Annotated in this window: 20 protein-coding genes and 1 riboswitch; of the genes, 9 read left to right on the top strand and 11 right to left on the bottom strand. The window is 56.6% G+C overall.

All coding sequences use genetic code 11. The annotated features are described in order from the left end of the window. Nucleotides 1–59 precede the first annotated feature (59 nt). Nucleotides 60–1,271: a TsoY family (seleno)protein gene (locus tag L0666_RS12350; protein WP_235261671.1), complete on the bottom strand. Its 1,212-nt coding sequence runs from the start codon at nucleotides 1,269–1,271 to the stop codon at nucleotides 60–62. 341 nt (nucleotides 1,272–1,612) lie between these two features. Next, nucleotides 1,613–5,290: a cobaltochelatase subunit CobN gene (gene cobN / locus L0666_RS12345; RefSeq protein WP_235261670.1), complete on the bottom strand. Its 3,678-nt coding sequence runs from the start codon at nucleotides 5,288–5,290 to the stop codon at nucleotides 1,613–1,615. 32 nt (nucleotides 5,291–5,322) lie between these two features. On the opposite strand from cobN, the gene L0666_RS12340 reads away from it, so the two are divergent. Beyond that, the gene (locus tag L0666_RS12340) at nucleotides 5,323–5,484 is read left to right on the top strand and encodes a hypothetical protein (protein ID WP_235261669.1); all 162 of its coding nucleotides are present in this window, start codon (nucleotides 5,323–5,325) and stop codon (nucleotides 5,482–5,484) included. Nucleotides 5,485–5,486: 2 nt separating this feature from the next. Here L0666_RS12340 and L0666_RS12335 read toward each other — a convergent pair whose 3' ends face one another. The 3 genes from L0666_RS12335 to L0666_RS12325 form a co-directional block, all read right to left on the bottom strand. Beyond that, entirely contained in the window at nucleotides 5,487–5,948 is a 462-nt protein-coding gene (locus L0666_RS12335; RefSeq protein WP_235261668.1) for a GNAT family N-acetyltransferase, read from the bottom strand. Beyond that, entirely contained in the window at nucleotides 5,945–7,024 is a 1,080-nt protein-coding gene (gene cobW, locus L0666_RS12330) for a cobalamin biosynthesis protein CobW (protein WP_235261667.1), read from the bottom strand. The genes L0666_RS12335 and cobW overlap by 4 nt, the downstream gene beginning before the upstream one ends. Nucleotides 7,025–7,097: 73 nt before the next feature. After that, nucleotides 7,098–7,745 carry a HupE/UreJ family protein gene (locus L0666_RS12325; RefSeq protein WP_235261666.1) on the bottom strand — a complete coding sequence of 216 codons (648 nt, stop codon included), beginning with the start codon at nucleotides 7,743–7,745 and terminating at the stop codon, nucleotides 7,098–7,100. A 34-nt stretch (nucleotides 7,746–7,779) separates the two neighbouring features. Beyond that, nucleotides 7,780–8,001: riboswitch (cobalamin riboswitch) on the bottom strand. 223 nt (nucleotides 8,002–8,224) lie between these two features. Between L0666_RS12325 and smc the strand changes: the two genes are divergently transcribed. Then, nucleotides 8,225–11,680, top strand: a complete 3,456-nt coding sequence (gene smc / locus L0666_RS12320) for a chromosome segregation protein SMC (protein WP_235261665.1) — start codon at nucleotides 8,225–8,227, stop codon at nucleotides 11,678–11,680. 473 nt (nucleotides 11,681–12,153) lie between these two features. Here the strand turns inward: smc and L0666_RS12315 are convergent, their stop codons facing one another. From L0666_RS12315 to L0666_RS12290, 6 genes are all read right to left on the bottom strand, one after another. Further along, on the bottom strand, nucleotides 12,154–13,044 hold the full coding sequence (locus L0666_RS12315) for a glycosyltransferase family 2 protein (protein ID WP_235261664.1): 891 nt from the start codon (nucleotides 13,042–13,044) through the stop codon (nucleotides 12,154–12,156). Continuing rightward, entirely contained in the window at nucleotides 13,045–14,208 is a 1,164-nt protein-coding gene (locus tag L0666_RS12310; RefSeq protein ID WP_235261663.1) for a lytic murein transglycosylase, read from the bottom strand. Nucleotides 14,209–14,247: 39 nt separating this feature from the next. Beyond that, nucleotides 14,248–15,180: an adenosylcobinamide-phosphate synthase CbiB gene (gene cbiB / locus L0666_RS12305; protein WP_235261662.1), complete on the bottom strand. Its 933-nt coding sequence runs from the start codon at nucleotides 15,178–15,180 to the stop codon at nucleotides 14,248–14,250. Continuing rightward, the gene (locus L0666_RS12300) at nucleotides 15,180–16,196 is read right to left on the bottom strand and encodes a threonine-phosphate decarboxylase (RefSeq protein WP_235261661.1); all 1,017 of its coding nucleotides are present in this window, start codon (nucleotides 16,194–16,196) and stop codon (nucleotides 15,180–15,182) included. Before L0666_RS12300 ends, cbiB begins: the two co-directional genes overlap by 1 nt. Further along, nucleotides 16,189–16,560 (bottom strand): DUF1636 family protein, encoded by a 372-nt coding sequence (locus tag L0666_RS12295; protein ID WP_235261660.1) that lies wholly within the window; start codon nucleotides 16,558–16,560, stop codon nucleotides 16,189–16,191. Before L0666_RS12295 ends, L0666_RS12300 begins: the two co-directional genes overlap by 8 nt. 64 nt (nucleotides 16,561–16,624) lie before the next feature. Next, nucleotides 16,625–17,605, bottom strand: coding sequence for a glutathione S-transferase family protein (locus L0666_RS12290; protein ID WP_235261659.1), 981 nt, complete (start codon nucleotides 17,603–17,605; stop codon nucleotides 16,625–16,627). 285 nt (nucleotides 17,606–17,890) lie between these two features. Here L0666_RS12290 and L0666_RS12285 point away from each other — a divergent pair, with 285 nt between their 5' ends. The 7 genes from L0666_RS12285 to cobM are packed head-to-tail and all read left to right on the top strand — an operon-like array spanning nucleotide 17,891 to nucleotide 24,475. Then, nucleotides 17,891–18,115 (top strand): DUF6732 family protein, encoded by a 225-nt coding sequence (locus L0666_RS12285; RefSeq protein ID WP_235261658.1) that lies wholly within the window; start codon nucleotides 17,891–17,893, stop codon nucleotides 18,113–18,115. Next, nucleotides 18,112–19,323: a sirohydrochlorin chelatase gene (locus L0666_RS12280; protein WP_235261657.1), complete on the top strand. Its 1,212-nt coding sequence runs from the start codon at nucleotides 18,112–18,114 to the stop codon at nucleotides 19,321–19,323. The genes L0666_RS12285 and L0666_RS12280 overlap by 4 nt, the downstream gene beginning before the upstream one ends. Before the next feature lie 17 nt (nucleotides 19,324–19,340). Continuing rightward, nucleotides 19,341–19,982 (top strand): precorrin-8X methylmutase, encoded by a 642-nt coding sequence (locus L0666_RS12275; protein WP_235261656.1) that lies wholly within the window; start codon nucleotides 19,341–19,343, stop codon nucleotides 19,980–19,982. Next, a complete protein-coding gene (gene cbiE, locus L0666_RS12270) occupies nucleotides 19,975–21,180 on the top strand; it encodes a precorrin-6y C5,15-methyltransferase (decarboxylating) subunit CbiE (protein WP_235261655.1) in 1,206 nt (401 codons plus the stop codon). The genes L0666_RS12275 and cbiE overlap by 8 nt, the downstream gene beginning before the upstream one ends. Continuing rightward, a complete protein-coding gene (gene cobI / locus L0666_RS12265; protein ID WP_235261654.1) occupies nucleotides 21,177–21,878 on the top strand; it encodes a precorrin-2 C(20)-methyltransferase in 702 nt (233 codons plus the stop codon). Before cbiE ends, cobI begins: the two co-directional genes overlap by 4 nt. Next, nucleotides 21,869–23,707 carry a precorrin-3B C(17)-methyltransferase gene (gene cobJ, locus L0666_RS12260; RefSeq protein ID WP_235261653.1) on the top strand — a complete coding sequence of 613 codons (1,839 nt, stop codon included), beginning with the start codon at nucleotides 21,869–21,871 and terminating at the stop codon, nucleotides 23,705–23,707. Before cobI ends, cobJ begins: the two co-directional genes overlap by 10 nt. Then, on the top strand, nucleotides 23,708–24,475 hold the full coding sequence (gene cobM / locus L0666_RS12255; RefSeq protein WP_235261652.1) for a precorrin-4 C(11)-methyltransferase: 768 nt from the start codon (nucleotides 23,708–23,710) through the stop codon (nucleotides 24,473–24,475). Nucleotides 24,476–24,538: the final 63 nt, after the last annotated feature.

Here is a 24,538-nt window from a genome sequence, read left to right as displayed (position 1 = left end):
CAAGCAAAAAGGGCCGCGCGAAGGCAGCCCTTTTCGTGTCTTACTGAACGGGGGGAGGGTTATTCAGCAGGAACTGGCGTCGCTCCGGATGGTTTACGGAAGTGACGCCGATTGAGGTGCAGTACGAGCAGGACCATGGCGACCTGGAAGCCGATGGCAACTGCTGTGAGACCCCAATACAAAATGCCGAATTTCGCGATGATCCCGGCGGCAACAAGGCCTTTGTTGATCCAGAAGTGCATCATCACGGACAACGCGACACCAGGGCAGACCAGCGCATACGCACCAGGGGAATTGCCATCACCGCGCAAATAGGCGTCGGCATATTTCTGGCGACGCAGTACAAGCATCCCAAGTGCGGCAAACGCGGCTTGAACTGCCAAAATTGTCGTCGTCAGGAGTAACGTCGAAGCCATGTCTGAATGACCTTCGAACGTGGTGTGCAGCCCGTGGTCTTGACGCATTGTCATGATGCCAAGGATCGTCAGGATCGGCACGACAATCATCAATGTCGGCGCACTTTCTTTGGCGGTGCCGTGGTGCAGCATGGAATTGAATGCCACGATGGCGGCAACAAGCGCATACAACGCGGCAATGGTGCCAACAAAAATCGACAACACGAGGGAAATACCAACAGTCGCTGGAACCGTGCTCATGGCGGCGGGGGCGGACAGGCCAACGGCTACCATAGACAGTGCGAACGCTGGCAAGAGCTGTGCAAAGGAGTTGTTCGCCGTCACGTCAAAAACGCCACCCTCAGATAAGACGCGCCCAAGGAAGAAGCCGATACGACGGAATGCGATCATGCCGATGATCGCGAAGGTGACCAATGCCGCCGGGAAAAGGTATTCAACAATGCCCCAAAGGCCAGGCACGTAGACAAGGCCGACAATGAACAGACCATTTACGGTCATCGCCAGTGCCAATGGCATCGCCAACAACTGGGTTTCGCCATTGGAGTTCACGAGTTTTGTATAAGCACCTGTCTTAGCGAACTTCCCGAGCTCAGCGAAATTCCAAAACAGCATTTTAAGGTTTAGAAAGACCATTGCTGCAATTCCGACCACGGCAACGGCGATACCGGATTTCATAGCAAAGGTTCCGCTGTTGAAGGCACCTGCAATGTCTTCAAACACCGGGACAGGTGCATTTGGGTGCGGCACCCAGAACATCAGATACATGAAGAAAGTGACGGCGAGGCCGCCCGCCCCCAAGGAGGCAAGGAAATACAGCGGGGAATAGGTGTCCGCTGGGCGTGAGTGCGGTGTCATAACTGATTCCTTTCGAGACATCTTATCGTCAGATGTATCGAGCCGGTGCGGTGGTGGCCTTGATATATGTCAAGAATTGAATGTGTTTTCTTGTGAAACGCAGCTTACCTAAGGGCAGTGGCTGTAAGCGAGGCGCGATAGCTCACGCAGCCACCGTCATCCTAAAGTTGAGCATCAAAACGCCAGTTTTTCCCCTGAAATTACAAATGGTTTTCAGCGATGATGATTTTGAAGGGGTTGGTAGATGCGTGTGTTTTCAATAGTGTTGTTTTTATCGTACCTCGGTGTTGCTGCATTGGCAGCCGGGATTTAGGTTTCACCACCCCTTCACCATCAAGCCGTTATTCCAGCAATCCAGCAATCCGTGCCCGAGCGGAATTACTACGCGGGGTCCATAGACCGCGATCAATTGCTTCTTTCAATCGAAGAGCAATTTCGGTCAGGGCAGGCGCATTGTGCTCGGCGATGAATTCTCGCGTTTCGTCATCTGCCAAAAACGCCTCTTCTACGAGGTCGAAATGGTGGTTTTGAACGGCACCGGTCGTGGCTGCAAACGCAAACAAATAATCAACCGTTGCCGCTATCTCGAAGGCACCTTTGTACCCGTGCCGTTTGACGCCATCGATCCACTTTGGATTGACGACACGGGATCGAACAACACGGCCAATTTCATCATCCAAAGTGCGAATAACAGGTCGTTCGGGGCGCGAATGGTCGTTATGATAGATCGGACGGTCTTGGCCTTGCAGCGTGGCAACCGCCGCCGCAGCCCCACCCTCAAACTGGTAGTAATCGTCACTGTCGAGCACGTCATGTTCGCGGTTGTCTTGGTTTTGTACGATGGCTTCGACCTGTCCAAGACGAGCCTCAAATCCGTCGCGGTCCTTCGCGCCTTCGATGCCAGCCCCGTACGCATATCCACCCCACTCGAGATAGGCATCGGCAAGGTCTTTGCGGTCCGCCCAGAGCCGTTCATCAATCATCGCCTGAAGACCAGCGCCATAGGCTCCCGGTTTCGAGCCATAGACCCGTGCCTGTGTTTCGCCCGCCCGAGAACGAGCAGCCGCCGGATTCTGATCGGCGCTTTCATCTAAAGCCTGAACTGCTTTAGCTGCGCTATCAAACAAGGCGATCAATTGTGGGAACGCATCACGGAAAAAGCCGCTAATTCGCAATGTCACATCAACGCGGGGCCGACCCAGAACGCCTTCGGGTAGAATCTCAAATCCCGTTACGCGGCGATTGGCAGCATCCCACTTCGGCTTTACGCCCATCAGCGCCATAGCCTGAGCGATGTCATCACCACCGGTGCGCATGTTTGCTGTACCCCAAGCGGTCACCAACATCGCACGAGGCCAATTGCCATGGTCTTGCAAATGTTTCTCGATCAGCAGGTTCGCGGACTTCCAGCCAAGCGCCCAAGCGGTTGGCGTCGGAACAGCACGGGAATCGACAGAATAGAAATTCCCACCTGTCGGCAGAACATCCAATCGTCCACGTGTCGGCGCGCCGGATGGCGCTGGGGCGACGAAGTGTCCTTTTAGGGCGCTGAGGAGCCCCGCTCCTTCGTTCGGGCCGCATGCTCGCACGACAGGTATGATCTTGCTTTGAATTTCCGACAATACAGATTGGGATTTTTCGCCCGTTGCTTGAACGGATCCATCGAGTAAGGCTTGCGAAAAGAGTTCAAGCCTCTCAACCGTATCCCCCAACGAGCGCCAACCATCGTCGGACAGCGCAGTCAAAACGTTTGGTTTTTCGGTGGCGGTCGCGGCCATGTCGCAATCCAATGGATCAAATGACAATTCTAAGTCTGTTGCCAACGCGCGCAACAGCGACGCGTCTCGGCCTGTACCGTCGCCGCGCGGCACACGGGCCAGTGCAATCGCCAAGTCGCGCTCCAAAGTTCCATCGGGCGACTGTCCGAAAACATGCAACCCGTCGCGAATTTGTGTTTCTTTCAACTCACAAAGATACGCGTCTAGTTTGGCCAGATCGCCCTCTTCATCCCCCAGAAATCCCGCGTCCTTTGCGAGGCCAGTCACATCGGACAGCGACAGGATTTCCTTGCGCAACAGCTCGATCCGGCGTGGGTCAACGCCCGCTGCCTCGTAGTACTCGTCTACCAACGCCTCTAGATCGCGAAGCGGGCCGTAGCTTTCTGCGCGAGTTAGTGGCGGTGTCAAATGGTCGATAATGACAGCTGCTGCGCGCCGTTTGGCTTGCGTGCCTTCACCGGGGTCATTGACGATAAATGGATAGATATGCGGTGTTGGGCCAAGCACGACCTCTGGCCAGCAGGTCTCGCTCAATGCTGTTGCTTTGCCAGGCAACCATTCAAGATTGCCGTGCTTGCCCATGTGGACAATCGCGTCTGCCCCCCAGTGATGACGTAGCCAAAAATAGAACGCGAGGTAGTTATGCGGCGGCACAAGGTCTGGCGAATGGTAGGTATCTGTCGGGTCGATGTTATAGCCACGTGCAGGTTGCAACCCGACGACAGCATTGCCGAACCGATGAATAGATAAGGCGAACCCGTCGTCGCGCAGGAACGGGTCATCTTCGGGTGTACCCCAGCGGTCGGTCATGTCTTGTTTGACAGACCAAGGCAGGGCATCGAAATACGCGCGATATATCTCAAGCGCCAAAACCTCACCGCCTTCACGATCCGCACGATCAGTTAGCCAGTTCGTCGGACCCGCCATCATGGCGTCCATCAAGGCTTTCGCGTCTTCCGGTGGAGTTACATCGTACCCCTCACCGGCTAGCAGCTCCAGTGCGTGAACTGTGGCCGCTGGGGTGTCCAGCCCAACCCCATTGGCAAGACGGCCGTCTTTGTTTGGATAGTTCGCCAAAACCAAAGCGACCTTTTTATCCCGTGCTTCAGTGTTTCGCAGGTTCGCCCAGGACGCGGCTAAATCAGTGACCCACTGCACGCGATCCCCGACGGCGCGGTAAGTTGCGATTGGGCATTCGGTGGCCTCATCAAAATAAGCCTCCCCCTTAAAGCTGATCGCGCGGGACAGGACGCGCCCGTCGACTTCCGGGAGTGCCACGTTCATCGCGATATCGCGCGCGCTCAGACCGGTAAGCCCATCTGCCCAAGCTTGTTCAGAAGATGCAGCCAACACGACCTGAAACACCACAGCCTTGTTGGCAAAGGGCGCTGCCAGGGGATTCAAAGATGAAGTATCCCCCGCATGAGGCGAGCCAACGGCAAAACTTGTGCAGTTCAGGATAACGCTCGGCGGGGCATCCAGAAACAAACCTTCAAGCGTCGCTTGTGAGAGCGGGTCTTTTAAGGAGGCCACAAAGACGGGCAGAGGGTTTAATCCTGAACGCAACAGGGATTTCACCAACCGGTTGATCGGGTTAAGGCCTGCACCCTGAACCAGCGCACGATAGAACACGATTGGAACAACCGGCGCGTCTTTGGTCCACGCAGCCTGAGCGGTCGCCAGATCGCTGATCCCTGCACCGGGCCAATAGACGCCAGCCTTTAGTAGGGGCCGAGCGGGCTCGGGCGTTTGCCCCCCATCGAGCATAGACTTGGCGTAGCTCAGGAAATTCGTCGAGTTTTCGGGGCCGCCTTCTACCAAATAGGACCACAGAGCATCGTAATCCTCATCCGTGACAGTCGATAGGCTGCGCAACTCGGCGTCGGGTTTGTCATCACCTGGTAGTAAGGCCAACGGCACGCCCGCCTCACGGAGCCGCGCGGCATACTGCTCGACCCCGTACTTCCAGTAACCGACACCACCAAGGCAACGGGCGATAACCAGCCGCGACTTGGTCGCGCATTGATCCAGATGCAAATCTACCGAGAGCGGATGTATCAAGTGCATCATGCTTGCCAAGCGAAGGCTTGGTGCATCCGTCAGCTCACCCCGTGCGGCAGATAGGGCGGCCAGCTCGGTGTCCGCAGCAGAAATGACGACCACATCTGCAGGCGATTGTCCTAGATCGACAGGTTCTTTCCCGTCGTCAATTGCCCCAGGAGTTGCCGCCAACAAATGCATCAGTTAAACGCCTTCAAAACAGGAGACTTCCCATGGACTATAAAGCTGCAGGCGCTCCTAAGCCCGCCAAGGGCCAACCTCGCCACTCTGAGCACAACGCGTATGGCACTAAGAAGACACCGTTCGGACAGCGTCCGTCCAAGGCCGAATTGTTGGCGCGGATGAAAGAGAACGCTGAAAAGAACAAAAAGTAGGTTCACGCCTCGTCCTCGAGCGATTTTTCCATGAAGACGCTATAATCGCTGTCTTCGTAGGAGCCAAAGGGCCCGCATTTCTTAAAGCCGAACCGGTCGTAGAGCCGGTGCGCAGCATCTAGCCCCGTGCCGGTTTCCAAACGCAGGATTGTTAGACCCTCTTCGCGTGCGGTGTCTTCGACCATCCGCAATACTGCGGCGGCGATACCTTTGCCGCGCCCCATTTCGTCGGTGAACATGGATTTCACTTCACCGTAGCCATCCTGAATGGCCAAGGCCCCCGTGCCCAAGATGGCATCTCCTTCGCGGGCGACAAAGAACCTGATATTTTCGGCGCAGAGGGCATCAAGGTCGAGGTAGTGACACGCGCCCGCTGGAAACATCGCATTCATCAAGGCATGGCTTTGGGCCAGCAGAGCGGCTGGGGCTGTGTCCTTGGGGTGACCTGCCTCGACGACAATCATGCCTTAAGCGCGGCTTCGATCTTAGCCATGTCTAGCCCAGCCTGACCAATCACGACGAGCCGCGTCAACCGTGGCGCCATGCCAAATGGGCGGTCAAAATAGGTGTCCACGCGAGGCCCAACAGCCTGCAACGTCAGTCGCATCGGCTTGCCTTGAATTGCAGCGAACCCTTTGAGGCGCAAAATATCATGTGCGCGGATAACATCGGCGACCTTTTCGGCAAACGCAGTTGCGTCTTCAATCTCGCCCAGTTCAACGACGAAGCTTTCGAACTCATCGTGGCCATGGCTGTGTTCATGACTGTGATCATGGTCGTCATCGTGATGATGATCGTCGTCGTGATCGTGGTGATGATGGTGGACCTCGTGGCGGGCATCCAAGTCAGCCTCGGCGCCGACGCCTTGACCAAGCAGGACATTCACGGGCAGGGCACCCATTGTGGCTGTGACGACCTGAACGCCTTTGCGGGCTTCGGATTTAAGCACAGCCCGTAAGTGATCTGCCTCACCTTCGGCCAGTAGGTCGGCTTTGTTCACCACAATCATATCTGCGCAAGCAATCTGATCTTCAAACAGCTCAGCTAGCGGCGTTTCGTGGTCCAAGTTCTCGTCTTGCTTGCGCTGTGCATCGACGGCGGCAACGTTATGGGCAAACTGTCCCGCGCTTACGGCTTTGCCGTCAACCACAGTGACAACACCGTCTACCGTGACCTTTGTGGAAATACCGGGCCAATTGAACGCCCGCACCAACGGCTGAGGCAAAGCCAACCCGCTGGTTTCAATTACGATGTGGTCTGGTGGGTTATCCCGTCCCAACAGTTGCTCCATCGTCGGGATGAAATCATCTGCGACTGTGCAGCAGATGCAGCCATTAGACAGCTCAACAACATCCTCTTCGGTGCAGGTCTCAATGCCGCAGCCTTTCAGGATGTCACCATCTACGCCCAGATCGCCGAATTCATTGATGATCAAAGCAATACGTTTACCGTTGGCGTTTTCAAGCATGTGACGGATCAGCGTTGTTTTTCCGGCTCCCAAGAAGCCGGTGACAACGGTTGCGGGGATTTTGGCAGCCATGGGATATCCTCAGGGTTTTGCATGCGAAATGGCGGCCCCTGAAGGACCGCCAGAAATTCGTAGAATTAAGGTCTTAGGCTGCGGACAGAAGCGCAACGATTGGGCCTTCGATGACTTCCAAGCCAAGGAATAGACCAACACCGGCGATTGCAGCGCCAACAAGACGGGCATTAACAGACGCGGGAGAAACCGAACCTGCTTTGCTCGCGGCCCAACCGGCAAACAGCGCAATCGCGTATTGGATCGCACCAAGGCCGATCAAGTAGCCGATAAGAACTGCACCGCCAACGCCGCCTTCTTGGCCAGCAATGGAACCGCCAAATGCCGAGCCGTGGAACAAACCGAAGACTGCGAACAAAGCCACGATTGCTGTAGGGGCTACGCCGCGACCAGACGCAAGCAAACCACCGGCAACCACCAAAGAAGCGACGATCACCAATTCAGCGGCAGGCATTGCAACGCCTGCATACATAAGACCACAACCAACCAGCATCGCGCCGACATAGGCCGCCGGTGCCAAGAAACGGTGAGCGGTAAACAATGCCAAGATGCCAACAGCAACGACAAAGAAGAGGTGGTCAAAACCCAAAACTGGGTGACCCACGCCGGACATCAGCCCGTGTGCAAATGTTTCCATGGGCAAGCCGCCCAATGGATGGTGCGCCAAAGCCGGAGTAGCAGTCGCAGTTAGTGCCAATGCGGCAAGGATATTCTTTTTCATGTCTCAGTCCCTATACGGTCGTCATCCCCGACGACGGGTTACATTTTGCATGGCAGGTTTCCTGGCTCGCGGGTCAATGTGAACCTCGTCCCCTTCCCGAGTTTCCTCAGTGGTATGGACGAACACTCACCGCTTACAGTCGCGGGGGCGGCTGTGGTTTTGCTCCTCCTAATTGGATCGGTGCGCACCACATTCCCATTTGATTCCGCGCTTCGGCTTAGCCTTGGCGCAATGAACCATGCCCAACCGTTGTGCGATGGCGCAGAAGATCGGTCAAGGCTGATTCCGGCACTGAGATGCCGATTGCGACGCTATGCACCAGTTTCGTGGTCGTGATTTATGCCCAAAGCGCACTGTGTCGGCCAATATCTTGTGGATAAATCCGCCAATTCACCCACATCCAGTGTGCGTTCGTTGACTCGAGCGACGTGGGGCATTCAAACTGCATGCCAGACAAAGAATCAAAAAGAGCAGCCCAAATGCGGTTTTCCCGCCTTCGCCTGAACGGCTTTAAAAGTTTCGTAGACCCAACCGACCTGATTATTCAGGACGGCCTGACTGGTGTCGTAGGGCCAAATGGGTGCGGCAAGTCCAATCTGCTCGAAGCGCTGCGTTGGGTTATGGGCGAAAACCGCCCGAAGGCCATGCGTGGTGGCGGCATGGAAGATGTCATCTTTGCCGGTGCGTCGACCCGTCCGGCTCGTAATTTTGCTGAAGTTTCTTTGCACATCGATAATGGGGAACGCCTTGCACCTGCTGCGTTCAACGACAGCGACAACTTGGAAATTGTGCGCCGCATTACCCGCGATGTGGGGTCCGCATATAAAGTCGGCACCAAAGACGTGCGTGCGCGCGATGTTCAAATGCTCTTTGCCGATGCATCGACGGGGGCTCATTCACCGGCATTGGTTCGGCAAGGTCAAATTGCGGAGCTCATCAATTCCAAGCCCAAGGCGCGTCGCCGAATTCTGGAAGAAGCGGCAGGCATCTCGGGGCTTTATCAACGTCGCCATGAGGCGGAGCTGAAGCTCAAAGGTTCTGAACAGAATCTCGCCCGCGTTGATGATGTAATTGAACAGCTTGCCAGCCAGTTGGGGCAACTTGCCCGGCAAGCGCGCCAAGCTGCGCGGTATCGTTCCATCGGTGAAGAGTTGCGCCAATCCGAAGGCCTGCTTTTGTATCGTCGTTGGAAAGAAGCCGACGAAGCCCGCGCAGCTGCGGCCGACCAGTTGCGCCAACGCACCACAGATGCAGCAAGCGCCGAGACTGCCGCACGCCAATCGGCCAAAGTGCGACAAGGGGCCGAAGACGCGCTACCCGCCTTGCGCGAAGAAGAAGCAATCGCCGCCGCTGTGCTGCAGCGCCTTCACGTGCAACGCGACACTTTGGCCGACCAAGAAGCTCGTGCAAAACAAACCATCGAGACGTTGACAAATCGTATCGAACAGCTGGCCAAAGACATGGCCCGCGAAGCCGAATTGAACAAAGACGCTGGCGAAACAATTGATCGCCTTGAATGGGAAGCCGGAGAAATCGCCAAAGCTGGCGAAGGTCATGATGCGGTGTTGGAAGAAGCCCGCGTTGCCTCTACGGACGGGGCGCAGATTTTGGCAGATCGCGAAGCGGACCTTGCGCAGCTAACAGAAGATGTGGCGCGCCTTGCCGCGCGCCATCAATCTGCACAGCGCCTTATTGACGACTACCGCAAAACTTTGGAAAAGAACGAAGCAGAGGCCGCGCGTGCGATTGCGGCCAAGGCGGATGCAACTGCGGCACTGGCAAAAGCCGCGACAGATTTTGAACTGGCCCAGGCGGCGGAGCATCAGGCACGTGCAACTGCCGAGAAAGCAGAAACCGTTTTGGCCGAAGCCGAGGCGGCGCGCGCTGATACCCAGTCCCGCGAGGCCGATGCACGTGCGCATCGCTCTGAGGCCGAAGGCGAAGCAAACGCATTGCGTGCGGAAACTGCTGCGCTCGCAAAGCTGGTAGACCGTGACAGTTCCGAAGGGTCGCAAATCCTTGATCAGTTGCGTGTACAGGGCGGTTATGAAAAGGCCCTTGGTGCTGCGCTGTCGGATGATCTGAAGGCCCCCGCTGTCACGCCAGATATGGGGTCTGGCTGGGTCCCGTTGCCTGACTACGCACAGCCGCAATCTTTGCCGTCCGGCGTCAAGGCGTTGACCAATTATGTTTCTGTGCCCGAAGTCTTGATCCGCCGTATGGGGCAGGTGGGTCTTGTGGATGCCGCAGACGGCCCGCGTCTGCAAAAGGACCTCGCGCCCGGGCAACGACTTGTCAGCATCGAGGGTGATCTTTGGCGTTGGGACGGGTTCCGCGCCGCTGCCGAAGACGCACCGTCTGCTGCTGCGTTGCGCCTGCAGCAACTCAACCGCCTCGAGGGGCTCAAGAAAGACCTCAACGATGCGACCGCTAAGGCGGATGGGATGCGCCAAGCCCATGAAATGCTAACAACGCGACTGGCTGAGTTGGCCCAAGCAGACAAAGCCGCCCGCGAAGCCCGGCGCGCCGCCGATGGCGCTGTCGCCGACGCAAATCGCGCCTTGTCCCGTGCAGAAGCCGATCGCAATTTGGCGGACGGCAAGCTGGAATCCAGCGGTCTCGCGGTGACGCGACACGAAGAAGAAGCCATGAGCGCCCGTAAAGCTCTGACCGAGGCAGAAGGTAGCCTGCGGTCCCTTGGGAACTTAGATGAAGCTCGCCACCAAGTCGAAGACATCAAGATGACCGTCGAAGCGGCCCGTATGACGATGATGTCAAAACGGTCGAGCTATGACGAAGTGCGCCGCACCGGCGAAGCCCGAACAAAACGCGCGCAAGAAATTACCAAAGAAGTCAGCGGCTGGAAGCATCGCTTGGAGACCGCGAACAAACGATCCGCTGAATTGCAGGAGCGCAAGGACGAAACCGAAGCCGAATTGAAAGACGCGACGTCGGCCCCCGCCGAGATCGCGGCAAAGCGTGAAGAGTTGGCTGACGCCATTGATGAGGCCGAGACACGCCGCAAAGGTTCTGCCGATAAGCTTGCTGAAGCCGAAAGCGCCCTGCGTGATGCAACGATGGCCGAACGCGATGCTGAACGCCTCGCGTCCGAGGCCCGTGAGGCCCGCGCCCGTTCAGAAGCCCGCGCAGATGCGGCTAAGGAAACCGTGGACTACGCTGCGGAACGCATTCAGGAAGCGCAAGAAACCACACCAGAAAACCTTCTGGAGCAGTTGGCCGTCAATCCAGAGGATATGCCGGCGTCCGAGGCAATAGAAAACGATGTCAATCGGCTCAAGCGTCAACGCGACGCGCTGGGCGCAGTGAATCTACGCGCCGAAGAAGACGCCAAAGAAGTTCAGGGCGAACACGACCTGCTGGTGAAAGAGAAGACCGACCTCGAAGAAGCGATCCGCGCTTTGCGTACCGGAATTGCGTCGCTCAACAAAGAGGGCCGCGAACGTCTTTTGACCGCTTTCGAACAGGTCAATGAAAGCTTTGGCACGTTGTTCACCCACCTCTTTGGTGGAGGCGAAGCGAAACTAGTGTTGGTGGAATCCGATGATCCGCTCGAAGCGGGACTGGAAATCATGTGCCAACCTCCGGGCAAGAAGCTCAGCACGCTGTCTCTGCTTTCGGGTGGCGAGCAAACACTGACGGCGATGGCGCTGATCTTTGCTGTCTTCCTCGCCAATCCAGCGCCGATTTGTGTGTTGGACGAGGTCGACGCGCCGCTGGATGATGCCAACGTGACGCGTTTCTGTGACCTGCTCGATGAAATGACACGCCGCACCAATACGCGGTTCCTGATCATTACCCACCACGCTGTGACAATGTCCCGCATGGATCGTTTGTTTGGTGTGACGATGGGGGAGCAGGGTGTCAGTCAATTGGTAAGCGTCGATCTAAAAGCCGCTACAACGCTGGTTGCCTAACCTAGGCACTCTTCAATTGGGCGCGCTCTAACAAGGGTTCGGTTGCGGTTGGATGCGGGGCCGTTCTCTCGAAGTTCGAGCCCGGGGCCTGCGACGGTGACCTCAAAACGACATCCTACGGTCAGGCTGTCAAAAAGCGCCTCCCGCGATGCCCCAAATAACGATATCACACGGCTCTCTGGTAATTCAAAGCTCCCGTAATCAGACCTGATTAGGCCGCAATACGTGAGATCGAAACTTGGCTGCTCTGACCTGAACTTCGGGAGTACTTTCCAACTTCGGCGGCTTCGGCATTCCCGCGCCGCACCGATTTCGGTGATCGTTACGATTTCGGTTTGCCGAGTAACCATCAACGGCAAGACCTCAAGGCCGACAACGGCGATGCTAAATACGAAGACCCCAAAGAGATATTTGTGCAGCGTTCTTAGGCTCTTTGTTTGAGGTGTCTGGGTCCCTTTCATAAAATGTGTGTCCTAAAACAACGCCTCAACTTTTTCGCGTAACCGCAGCTCAGCCTCGACTAGCAATCCATGCTTCGCCAATGCTGAAACGAGTTGAGGCGTCGCCACCTGTGTTGCTGCATAAAAAGCATCAATTTCTGCGCCGGTTGCTTCTTCAAGAAATGCTGCCAAAGGCTCGTTGAACCGGTAGGCACCGTTCACAGTGCGGTGCGGGAGTGCGTCCAGCCACGCAGCTTTGTCTTGTGCGTGAAAATGTAAGACGACGATTTCTGGGTTCACGGGCACATGCAGTGGCGGTTCTTTCTTCCCGAAGGAACCTGCGTGAATTTTTGGGATCAGCCCTTTTATTCCAGTCTTGAAGAAACTTTTACCGACCTTGTGGCTCAGCATATTCTTTTTCAGCAACGCGGTGTAATCGCCAAGCACGTCCATACGTGTTTCGGCAGGCATTCCGTTGGGAAAGGGCAATCGAAACTGCCGCGCGGTGAAGATATCATCCGGCAATGAGGGGTCGTTCAAAGCTTCCGCAGGTGCAACCCTCATGAATGGAAAATCGTCATCCCATTCCTCCAGAACGTCGCCAATCGGTCGTGTGCAAAAAAGGTATTCATCAACGTCTACGTGCGCGATTATAGGCAAGGCGGCCTCAGCGTAAATGCGTTGCATATTGTAGCTTTGGCGGGGTTCCTGTTTGTTGGGGCGCATGCCCAGCACGGCCCAGTAGGCGTCATCACACAAGATCGCTGTTACATTATCGAGCTGGTTTAGAACGTGGCCCGAAACCTCATCCGCGTCATCGAGATGTATCCAGATATGCGCTGCGCCAGCGGCACGATGCCAAGCCACAAACGCCAGCAACTGGGTCAGGGGCGCCTTGGCCGTAGTGCAAACGCCCCACTTCACCTAAAGCGCATTCAAGAGTGCCGGTGTTGGCCATGCATCCGCAGGCATCCCCAGCCGTTGTTGTTCCGCCTGAATGGCGACCCTTGTGCGAGCACCAATAATACCGTCAGCGCCGCCAACGTCGTGCCCGCGCGCTTCCAGTTTCCGTTGTAACTGTTGCACCTGTTCTCCACTTAAACCCGTGTCTGGATTGCCGGCATTGTAGACAGGTGCGCCTTCCAGTCGGGTTCCAAAGTAGGCAGCAGTCAGCACATAAACGAACGACTGGTTCCACTCGAAGTAGACATCGAAGTTCGGGTAGGCGAGGAACGCTGGCCCCTTACGGCCCATTGGCAGGATCAAAGACGCTTGTAGATTTGGAAGCGATCCATTGCGGGCTGAGACACCCATGCCAGCCCATTCGGAGGTCGACCGTTTCACTTCTGTTCCAGAGAGTGACCAATCCATTTCGCTTGGTACTGTGACCTCTTGCAGCCACGGCTGCCCTGCGACCCAACCCAACGACGCCAGCACGCTTGCACCAGACATCAACGCATCCGGTGCCGACGTCTTAAGCGTGACGTGGCCATCGCCATCGCCATCGCGACCGTTTTCGATGATGTCGCCCGGCAACATTTGGACCATGCCGATCTCTCCGGCCCAAGCGCCGGTCGTGTGGTCAGGATCAAAATCGCCCCGCGCATAAAGCTCCATTGCGGCGAAAATCTGTGGGCGGAACAGCTCGGGTCGGCGACAATCATGGGCAAGAGTCACAAGTGCATTGCGCGTGTTGAATTCACCTTGCACAGCTCCGAAATCTGTCTCAAAGGCCCAGAATGCTAGCAGAACACCACGTGGGATTCCAAATTCTGCTTCGATGCGATCGAATGTTGCATCTTGACGTTGTCCCTGAGCGCGGCCGTTCTCAATGCGGTTGTTTGATATGAGCCGTCTAGAAAAGTCGATAAAGTCGCGTTGAAAAAATCCCTGAGACCGATCTGCCTGCAACACCGCCTGGTCTTGTTGTGCCCCAGCCAAAAAGTCCTGTGCCAGCTGCTGGGAAATGCCATGGGCCGCAGCCTCTTGAACCAACCCGTCTTTGAAAGATGACCAAGAGCCACCGCAGGTCTGGGCTGTGGCGCCGCTGGCGAAAATGGAAAGCGCAAGTGTCAGGGATCGGATCATAGGGGCTCCTTAGGTTTCGTCCAAATTAACGGATGCCCCTCAGGCCGCAAGCGCCGATCCGGCAAGCCAAACCAAAAACGGCGCGGCAGCGATCACAGCGATGACCAAAAGTGCGATTCCCCATGCTTTCCAAAGCATTGTTATAGCGCCATCGATATTATCCGCGCCCGCGTCCTTTGACCCTTCTGGGTTCACCCAAGGGAAGTCCTGCATCACACCTTCATAGCTACGCGGCCCAGAGAGAGAGATGCCGAGAGCAGGTGCGATCGCGGCCTCGGGCCAGCCCGCGTTGGGGGAGCGGTGCAGCGCCGCATCACGCCGGATCGCGGCCCATGTGGGGCGGTTCGGTGCAATCGCCCTAAGGAGCAGGGCCGTAATCCGCGCGGGAATCCAGTTCAATACATCGTCTAACCGCGCTGCGGCCCAGCCAAATGCTTCGTATTTCTCAGTGCGATAACCGATCATGCTATCTGCGGTGTTGATGACCTTATAGGCCAAGATACCGGGTAGCCCTGCGACGGCAAACCAGAAGGCGGGCGCAATCACACCATCGCTCAGGTTTTCTGCGGCGCTTTCGATAGCGCTGCGGGCGATCGCTGGTTCGTCCATGTCGCGCACATCGCGGCCAACGATCATCGCCACCGCAGAACGCCCGTCATCGACCGACACGCGCAAGGCAGTCGCTACGGCTTGCACATGGTCCACTAAAGACCGCTGCGCGAGCAGGAAAGCACCTAGGATGACTTCAATCCAGATCCCCGGAAGGGATTGTAGCAACGTTCCGAGCGCTAGGGCTCCTATCAGAAGCAGTAGCGCCGCTATGATACCTTTCTCACGGGTACGGTCGTTCAGTCGTTTATCAAGAGCCGAAACGCAGCGGCCCATGAGCACGGCGAGATGGGGGAAACGGTCCCAAAGCCATTTTGGTTCACCAAGAATTGCGTCCAGCACCATTGCCAGAACCAACGCCATCAGGCCAGCCCTTCAACAGCGGATTCGAACTGCGCCCAGCGATCTGGCGCTGGCAACCCCAGCCGCAGCCACGTTTTTGAATAGGGAAAAATGCGCGACCACACATGGCCTTGCGCCAGATGCTTTTGTGCCGCTTCAGCGTCCGAAACTTCATATAACCGGAACAAATCTGTGCCGCCCACGACTGTAGCACCAGCTTGTGTCATTACGCGATCCAATCGCGCCGCATCCACCATCAAGCGCGCCCGTGTCGCATCGGCCCATTCCACGTCTTCTAATGCCCGCGCACCAATTTCCAGAGCAGGACCGGCGACGGCCCACGGCCCCAAGTGATCCGCCAGAGATGCCATTGGAAGAACTTCTTCCTTTCGAAACGGAACTTTGATCCGGTCCACCGGAGTCAGCGTATTGGGTGCGCCAATCGCAAACCCGAGCCGCAACCCCGCGAGTCCCCAAAACTTACCGAAGCTCTTTAGGATTAGAACCCCTTGATCCTCGGCCAGCGCAACATGGCTCTGCTCTGGCATAATATCGCAGAAGCTTTCGTCTATGACAGTTAAGGCCCGCCCACCGATGTGAGAGCCGGGCCATGTGCGACCGTCGGGGTTGTTGGGGTGAACGTAGATATGCAACGGCGCATCGTCAGGATCGCTCGTCTCGAACCATTCGGTTGATGCAGCAATCGCTGCCGCATGTTCATTATAGGTCGGTTTGGGGATGTAAGCGCCACCACTGATCCCAGTTAGATACGGAACCTTGGCAATAATCGCAGACGCACCATTTGCGGCGACAATTTCAGCGCCTTTGGGCACATTCCAGAACGAGCGTGCGGCCGCCAGCAACCGATCCATTGCGCCTTGATCGGGCAATGCGGTCCATGCCTCTTGATAGATATTGCCCACAGGATAGGGCACCGGATTTATGCCCGTACTCAGGTCCAGCCAATCGCTGCGGCTGCCTCCATATTTGGCAATTGCCGCGTCTAACCCGCCCCCGTGGTCGCGCTTTTCACTCATCTGGAAGCGGTTGGTGGCGGGACACGAAATGCCCCTTCACGCCCTGCGGCCATTCGCGATACGGCACTTGACCTGTTTCGGATGCCGCGTGTTTTGCAGCATATTCAACTATGGCTTCAGCGTCCTCAGCTGTGGCCTCAAACGTCCCCAGCGAATAATTGATCTTGCTGCTAGACTGTACAGTAATATTACAGGCGCGATCACATCCCATCGTGCAGGACACGCGACGCGTGCGCACATCGCTCGTGCCCTCAGCGGCGGCTTCGACCATTTCGGCCAACGCCTCGCCGTCTGTCTTCTCCATGCCGGTTTCTTCCCAGCCGGAGCGTTTGCAGGTGTCGCAGATCGTAATCCAAGTCGTCATGGCGGCCTCTTAATTTGGTTCGGTAACTTCAACCCCAAACCTGCCGTCTCTTCAACCCATCACATCAAACGGTTTCGCGACCATGAGGCGTCATAAAGTCCAAATCAGGATTGATCGGGATAATTCGGTTCGGGTTAATCGTGTCGTGACTGTAGTGATAATGACGGACGATGTGGTTCATGTTTACGGTCTCTGAGATGCCTTTGACCTGATACAAATCCCGCGTGAATCCCCAAAGGTTTGGGTAGTCTACAATGCGCTTTTTGTTGCATTTGAAATGCAAGTGATAGACCGGATCAAACCGAACAAGAGTCGTCCATAACCGCCAATCTGCTTCCGTAATTTGATCCCCCATTAAATAGCGACCTTGGCCAAGCCGTTCTTCTAGCCAGTCTAGGCTTTCGAAGAGGGGCACAACTGCAGCGTCATACGCCTCTTGCGTGGTCGCAAAGCCGGACTTGTAGACACCGTTGTTGACGGTGTCATAGATGCGCGCGTTCACATCCTCGATCGCTTGGCGCATATCTTCGGGCCAGTAGTCGTCTGTGTTACCGGTGATCCCGTTAAATGCCGAATTTAGCATGCGAATAATCTCGGAGCTTTCGTTGCTCACAATTGTTTCGCGTTCTTTGTCCCAAAGGATCGGCACTGTGACGCGGCCGCTGACCTTTGGATCGGCCTTTAGGTAAATATCCCGAGCAAAGGTAAGCCCGTACAGATCATCACCTGTCGCTCCGTGACTGTCAGTTTCAAAGGTCCAACCATCCGACAACATGTCTGGGTGCACTGCACTTACGGATATGTGGTCTTGGAGCCCCTTTAGCGCCCTGAAAACTAACGCTCGGTGCGCCCACGGACAGGCATACGACACGTACAAATGATAGCGTCCGGATGCAGCTTGAAAACCGCCGTCACCGGACGGCCCAGCAGATCCGTCAGCTGTGATCCAATTGCGAAACTTCGCGGTGGTTCTTTTAAATGCACCACCGGTCGATTTCGTATCATACCAAACGTCATGCCATTTGCCGTCAACCAATTGTCCCATAGCGTGCTCCTTCTTAGCTTGCCCATCTCGTAAAGCATCTGTGCGATTTGACCAATTCCCGCCTTCAGCGCAGCGAAGGTGCGCCTGCGCACAGGTCGCATTCAAACCGTTCACCGCCGCGAATCCGTTTGCAGAGCCGCCGCCCGCGGGTTACCAACGCCAAAGACGACGCCCAACAGGGCCAGAGAGGTTGTTGCCCAAAAGGTTGACCCAAAAAGGGAACCGCGCGGGCATATCGTCCAAACCGCTAGGCGGTTCTCTGGCTTGTGACATCAGGAGACCCCAATGCGCCTTACCCTCGCACTCTTCATTTCGTTCGCGGTATCCCCCGCGTTAGCTCATATCGGCCACATCGGTGAGGTTGCCGGCCATGGCCACTGGATCGCATTGGGCGGTATCGCCATTGCGGTTGGCATAGCGGCCCTTGGCGCGCGCAAAAAATCTGATGATACCCAAGCCGAAGAAGACGCCTCCGAGGACGACATCGAAGAAGAAAGCGCCCCAGCATGAGCACTGAAAAGACGGGCGTGATGATTTGCGGTCACGGCTCCCGTAGTCAGTCCGCCGTTGATGAATTTGCTACGCTCGCTGATAAGCTTCCGGCGTATCTGCCGGATGATTGGCAGACCGAATACGGGTATCTTGAATTCGCCAATCCCGTTATCCGTGATGGACTAGACAAGCTGCGCAACGCCGGGTGCACCCGTATTCTGGCGGTTCCCGGGATGCTGTTCGCAGCGATGCATTCCAAAAATGACATCCCTACCGTACTGAATACCTACGCCGCTAAACATGGCATGCAGATCAGTTACGGTCGCGAACTTGGCGTTGATCCGAAAATGATTGCCGCTGCCGCTGGACGCATTACCGATGCGATTGCTGCTGCCGATTCCAAATACGGCCCCGTTGATCGTCACGACACCTGCCTCGTGGTTATTGGTCGTGGTGCGTCTGATCCGGACGCTAACGGTAACGTCTCTAAAATCGCCCGTATGCTCCAAGAGGGCCTCGGCTTTGGTTGGCTCGAAGTCGGCTATTCTGGTGTAACCTTTCCGTTGGTTGAACCCTGCCTGACCCACGCGGCCAAGCTCGGCTACAAACGTATTATCGTCGCGCCGTACTTCTTGTTCTCAGGCATCCTTATCGACCGTATCTATGGTTTTACCGACCAAGTTGCCGCCGAAAACCCCGATACCCAATTCGTCAAAGCGGCTTACCTTGGCGATCATCCAAAAGTTCTCGAAACGTTTGCGGAACGTATTATTGAGCAAACTCACGCGACGCCTCCGCCCAACTGCGGCATTTGCGGTTATCGTGAACAGGTTCTTGCCTTCGACAACGGTGAGCATCGTCATATCTCACCAGACCAACGCAATCACCCAGCGTTTGCAGATACCCCTCCGTCAACCTGTGTGCTCTGCAAATATCGCACTCAAGTTCTTGGCTTTGAGGGTGAAGTGGGCGCGGTTCAAGAAAGCCACCACCACCACGTTGAAGGCCAAGGCGCATCGGCCCCTGGTTCGAACGTATCTGACTGCACAATGTGTGACACTTTCTGTACCGGTATGTGTCGCCTAACGGCTGGTCATGACCATCATCATCACCACCACGATCACGGGCATGATCACCACCATGACCACGATCACCATCATCACGCGGCTTACCCGCATGCGGACCACCCTCATGGGCCTGAATCCGCACGTAAAGCCAAGACGTAATCGCCCGAAAGCCTACAATGCGCCCCTATGAGACCAACCCTTCAGCGATCTACGCACAGTCGTTCGCGACCGTGACAAAAGAGGCCCGCTTGGAGCGGTTTCCCGAAGCCTTGCGCCCGCTTATCACGCGTTTGATTCATTCTTGCGGCATGGTTGAAATCGCTGATCGTCTGGCGTTTTCGCCAGATGCGGCCTTTGCAGGGCATCACGCACTTCAAAACGGTGCGCCGATCTTGTGCGACTGTGAAATGGTTGGCGCGGGTATCATTCGCCGGTATCTGCCCGCGAACAATGACGTCATCGTCACGCTGAACGACCCTCGCACCCCAGATCATGCCAAGCAGATCGGCAACACACGTTCTGCAGCGGCTGTGGAATTTTGGGAGCCCCATATAAAGGATGCCGTTGTCGCTATCGGCAATGCACCGACCGCGCTGTTCCACTTGCTTGATCTTATTGACCAAGGGTTCCCCAAACCGGCTGTAATCCTTGGTTTCCCGGTGGGTTTTGTCGGGGCGGCTGAATCGAAAGCTGAACTTGCCGCCAACCCGCGCGATGTTGATTTCGTCGCCCTTCGCGGGCGCAAAGGCGGTTCCGCAATGGCGTCCGCTGCCGTCAACGCCTTGTCTGCAGGTCTGCCGGAGATTTCGAATGCCTAACGCACCTTGGCTTCATATTGTGGGCATCGGCGAAGATGGGATGGACGGATTGACGCCGGCCACTCGCGCCGTCGTTGAGGCTGCTGATGTGATTGTCGGCGGCGAACGCCACCACACGCTTTCGGTTAACCCCAACGCAGAACGCCTTGCTTGGCCTTCGCCCTTTGATGCGATGATTTCCACGTTAGAGACCCTGAAAAACCGTCGTGCCGTCGTTCTGGTGACAGGTGACCCCCTTTGGTTTTCGGTTGGCGCGCGCATCGGCCGTTCGATCCCCGCTGACCAACTTGTCTATCACCCGCAGTTGAGCGCGTTTCAACTTGCCGCTGCCCGCATGGGGTGGTCTTTGGCCGACGTAGAAACACTGACGGTGCATGGTCGCCCCGTTGAGCAAATGATCGCGTTCATTCAACCTGATCAGCGTCTTATAGTCTTGACGACTGGCGCAGAAACTCCCGCACAGATCGCCAAGTTTCTGACGGATCGCGGCTTTGGTGGCTCAAAGATGACGGTTCTTGCCGCGATGGGTGGAGACCGTGAGAAAAGGTTCGATGGTATCGCCGATAGCTGGTCTCACGATGTTCCCGCTTTCAATACGCTGGCCATCGACTGCGTTGCTGCCCCTGATGCTGCGCTTTTGCCCCGCGTCCCGGGCCTTGCAGACGCCTTGTTCCAATCTGACGGGACAATGACCAAACAAGAAGTCCGCGCCGCGACCGTTGCCAAACTCATGCCGATGCGCGGCGCACTTCTTTGGGACATCGGCACAGGCTGTGGGAGCGTCGCCATCGAGTGGATGCGTGCGGCCCGTTACGCCCGCGCGGTCGGCATCGAACCTCGCGCTGATCGGCGTGCACTAGCTGCGCAAAATGCGCTCGCCTTAGGTGCCCCGAAGCTGGAAATTATCGACGGAACAGTTCCGGCTGCGCTCGACGGTCTTGCACCACCTGATGCTGTCTTTATCGGAGGTGGCTTGTCGCATGAGACGTTTGAGGCTGCGTGGGCCGCTCTGCGCCCTCTCGGTCGACTCGTCGCAAATGTAGTGACGTTGGAATCCGAAGCCCTGTTGATAGAACTACGCAAAGCCCATGGCGGCGATCTTGTGAAAATCCAGACACACCGCGCTGACCCGATTGGGAAACTCACCGGATGGCGTCCGGCGATGCCCGTCACACAATGGAGCCTGATCAAGCGATGACCGGAATTCTGTATGGTGTGGGCCTTGGCCCCGGCGCACCTGATTTGATGACGCTGCGCGCGGCCCGCTTGATTGAGGCCGCGAACGTCATTGCCTATCCGACCCTTGCTGGCGCTGACAGTTTTGCGCGCTCGATCGCAGCTGATATGATCTCGAAGGATGCCACAGAAATTGTGATGGATGTTCCTATGACGGTTGATCGCGCCCCTGCGCAGGCCGCCTATGACAAAGGTGCTGCGCAGATTGCCGAGGCTCTGTCAGACGGCAAAGACGTTGTCTGCCTATGCGAAGGCGACCCGTTTTTCTACGGCTCGTTTATGTATATCCACGCACGCCTCAAGGATCGTTTCGAGGTCCGTGTGGTTCCCGGAGTAACGTCTGTGACGGCCTGTGCCGCTTCTTCTGAACAGCCGCTCGTTGCGCGTAATGAACGCCTCACCGTCCTGCCCGGCCCGATGGACGAAGCTGAACTGCGCGACCGAATTGCAGGCGCTGAAGCCGTGGCAATCATGAAAGTTGGACGTCATCTTCCAAAGATCCGCACGGTTATCGAAGACCTCGGGTTGACGGAAAATGCCACATATATCGAACGTGCGACACTACCTGAACAGGTTGTGCGCCCGCTCGCTCAAGCGCCCGAAAAAGCACCTTATTTCTCAATGATCTTACTCACGAAAGGAGCCGACCCGTGGCTCTAACTCCAGTCGTTCTCGCTTTGTCGAAATCCGGTGAACCTACCGCACATGCGATCGCCAAGGCGCTGAATTGCGCTGTCCATGGCCGTGAGGGTCGGGTGGACGTTGCGGATGCTTTCTTCGCCAACGCCCTTGATCACACCCGTGATTTGTTTGCGGCAGGGACCCCGATAGTCGGCGTTTGTGCATCGGGCATTCTGATCCGTGGTGTGGCCTCACAACTCAACGATAAAACCACCGAACCACCAGTCATTTCGGTGTCCGACGATGGTAAGGTGATCGTCCCGCTGCTGGGCGGGCATCGTGGCGCAAACCGTTTGGCTAAACAGATCGCAGAAACCTTAGAGGGAACCGCAGCCGTGACGACCGCTGGGGACGTAGCTTTGGGCGTTGCGCTGGATGAACCGCCGCTGGGCTATCGCCTCCAAAACCCTCAAGATGCGAAATCAGTCATGGCAACACTACTTTCTGGTGGCGGCGTGACATGGCCCGGCGACGCGATCTTTGATGCACAGCTGCCTGATGGAGACGCCGTCGAACTTTGCGTAACGGATGCGCCAAAACAAGGCAGCGACACGCGCCTTGTATATCACCCGCAACACTTCACTCTTGGGTTGGGTTGTGCGCGCAATGCCGACCCAGACGATTTGTGGACCCATATCGAGGGTGTCCTGCAAAGCAACAACATTGCGCAGGGTGCCATCGCCTGCGTTGCATCGATTGACCTGAAGGCCGATGAGCCAGCAATCATTCAAGCGGCCAAGCGTCTTGGTGCGCCGCTCCGCGTCTTCACGGCGGACGAGCTGAACGCCGAAACGCCGCGCCTCGCCAATCCGTCTGATGTGGTCTTGGCCGAGGTTGGAACCAGTGGTGTGTCAGAAGGGGCTGCCCTCGCCGCGGCTGGGCCAGACGCCACGTTGCACGTCGAAAAAACCAAAACCGCTACGACGACCTGTGCAATCGCCAAAGCGCATGAACCTATCACGGATCTAAAAGGCCGGTCTCGTGGGCGGTTGTCTGTTGTCGGCATCGGGCCGGGGCAGGCGGCATGGCGCACGCCGGAAGTGTCTCGCCTTGTTGCGGACGCCGAAGAATTGGTTGGTTACGGATTATATATTGATCTGCTCGGCCCATTGGCTGCCGGCAAGACACGGTCAGACTTCCCTCTTGGCGGCGAAGAAGCGCGTTGTCGATATGCATTGGAGCAGGCAGCACTTGGCAAGAATGTTGCCCTTGTGTGTTCCGGTGACGCAGGCATCTACGCGATGGGTGCTTTGGTGTTTGAACTTCTGGATCGTGCCGAAAACGAGGAAGGCGTCAGCGATGCTGCCCGTTGCGTGGAAGTTGTCTGTTCCCCCGGTGTGTCTGCCCTACAAGGTGCGGCCGCTCGCGCTGGTGCACCCCTTGGTCATGACTTCTGCACGATCAGCTTGTCTGACCTTCTTACGCCGCGCGATGACATCATCCGCCGCTTGAATGCCGCTGCACAGGGTGACTTTGTGATCGCTTTCTATAACCCTGTTTCTAAAACCCGTCGCACCTTATTGGCCGAAGCCCGTGACATCCTGCTGCAACACCGCCCCGCAGATACCCCTGTGATGCTCGCGTCTAACCTTGGCCGCCCAACGGAGCTCGTCCGATATCGTCGTTTGGATGAGCTTGAGGTGGATGAGGTCGACATGCTGACGGTCGTCCTGATCGGGTCCTCCAACTCGCGCCTTGCACAATTGGGCGAGGGGCCGCGAATGTTCACCCCGCGTGGCTATGCCCGCAAGATTGACGGCGACCTTACAGATAAACGCCATGACCCCTACGAACCGGAGACTGCATAAATGACCGTTTACTTCATCGGCGCAGGGCCGGGTGACCCTGAACTTCTGACTCTAAAGGCCGCGCGCTTGATCAAGGCCTGCCCCGTTTGCCTTTACGCGGGCTCACTGGTTCCCGAACAAGTGGTTTCCATCGCGCCCGAGGGGGCGTTGGTTATGGATACAGCTCCCATGCACCTTGATGAAACCCATGCTGAAATCGTCAAAGCACACGTCAAGGGCCAAGACGTTGCGCGTGTGCATTCTGGTGATCCGTCGCTTTATGGAGCCATCGCGGAACAAATTCGTCGCCTAAAGGCTGACGGGATCGACTACGAAATCATCCCTGGCGTTCCTGCCTATACAGCGGCGGCTGCGGCGTTGGGCCAAGAATTGACCGTGCCAGAAGTGGCGCAATCTATCGTCTTGACCCGCATGTCCATGAAATCGACGGGTATGCCCGCGGGGGAAACGCTTGGTAACTTTGGCCGCACTGGAACAACGCTGGCGATCCACCTAGGCATCCGCGCGCTACGTGAAATTGAACGTCAGCTGATCCCTCATTACGGGGCTGATTGTCCTGCCGCTGTGATCTACCGCGTGGGCTGGCCGGATCAATTGATCATCCGTGGAACCTTGTCAGATATTCGCGCCAAAGCACGGGACGCAAAGATCACCCGAACAGCACTGATTCTCTTGGGGCCAGCACTCGCGCAAGATAACGGGTTCCCTGACTCCGCTTTGTACGATGCCGCCAAACCCCATGTGCTAAGGCCCAAAGCAAAAGCATAGCGCGGATGCCGCAGCGCGGCGGAAGGTTAACTTGACGGTAACGATAAATGCGCCATCCTTTGC

It is taken from the genome of Octadecabacter algicola (assembly GCF_021532625.1).
Lineage (GTDB): Bacteria > Pseudomonadota > Alphaproteobacteria > Rhodobacterales > Rhodobacteraceae > Octadecabacter > Octadecabacter algicola.
This window is presented reverse-complemented; position numbering and strand designations above follow the sequence as displayed.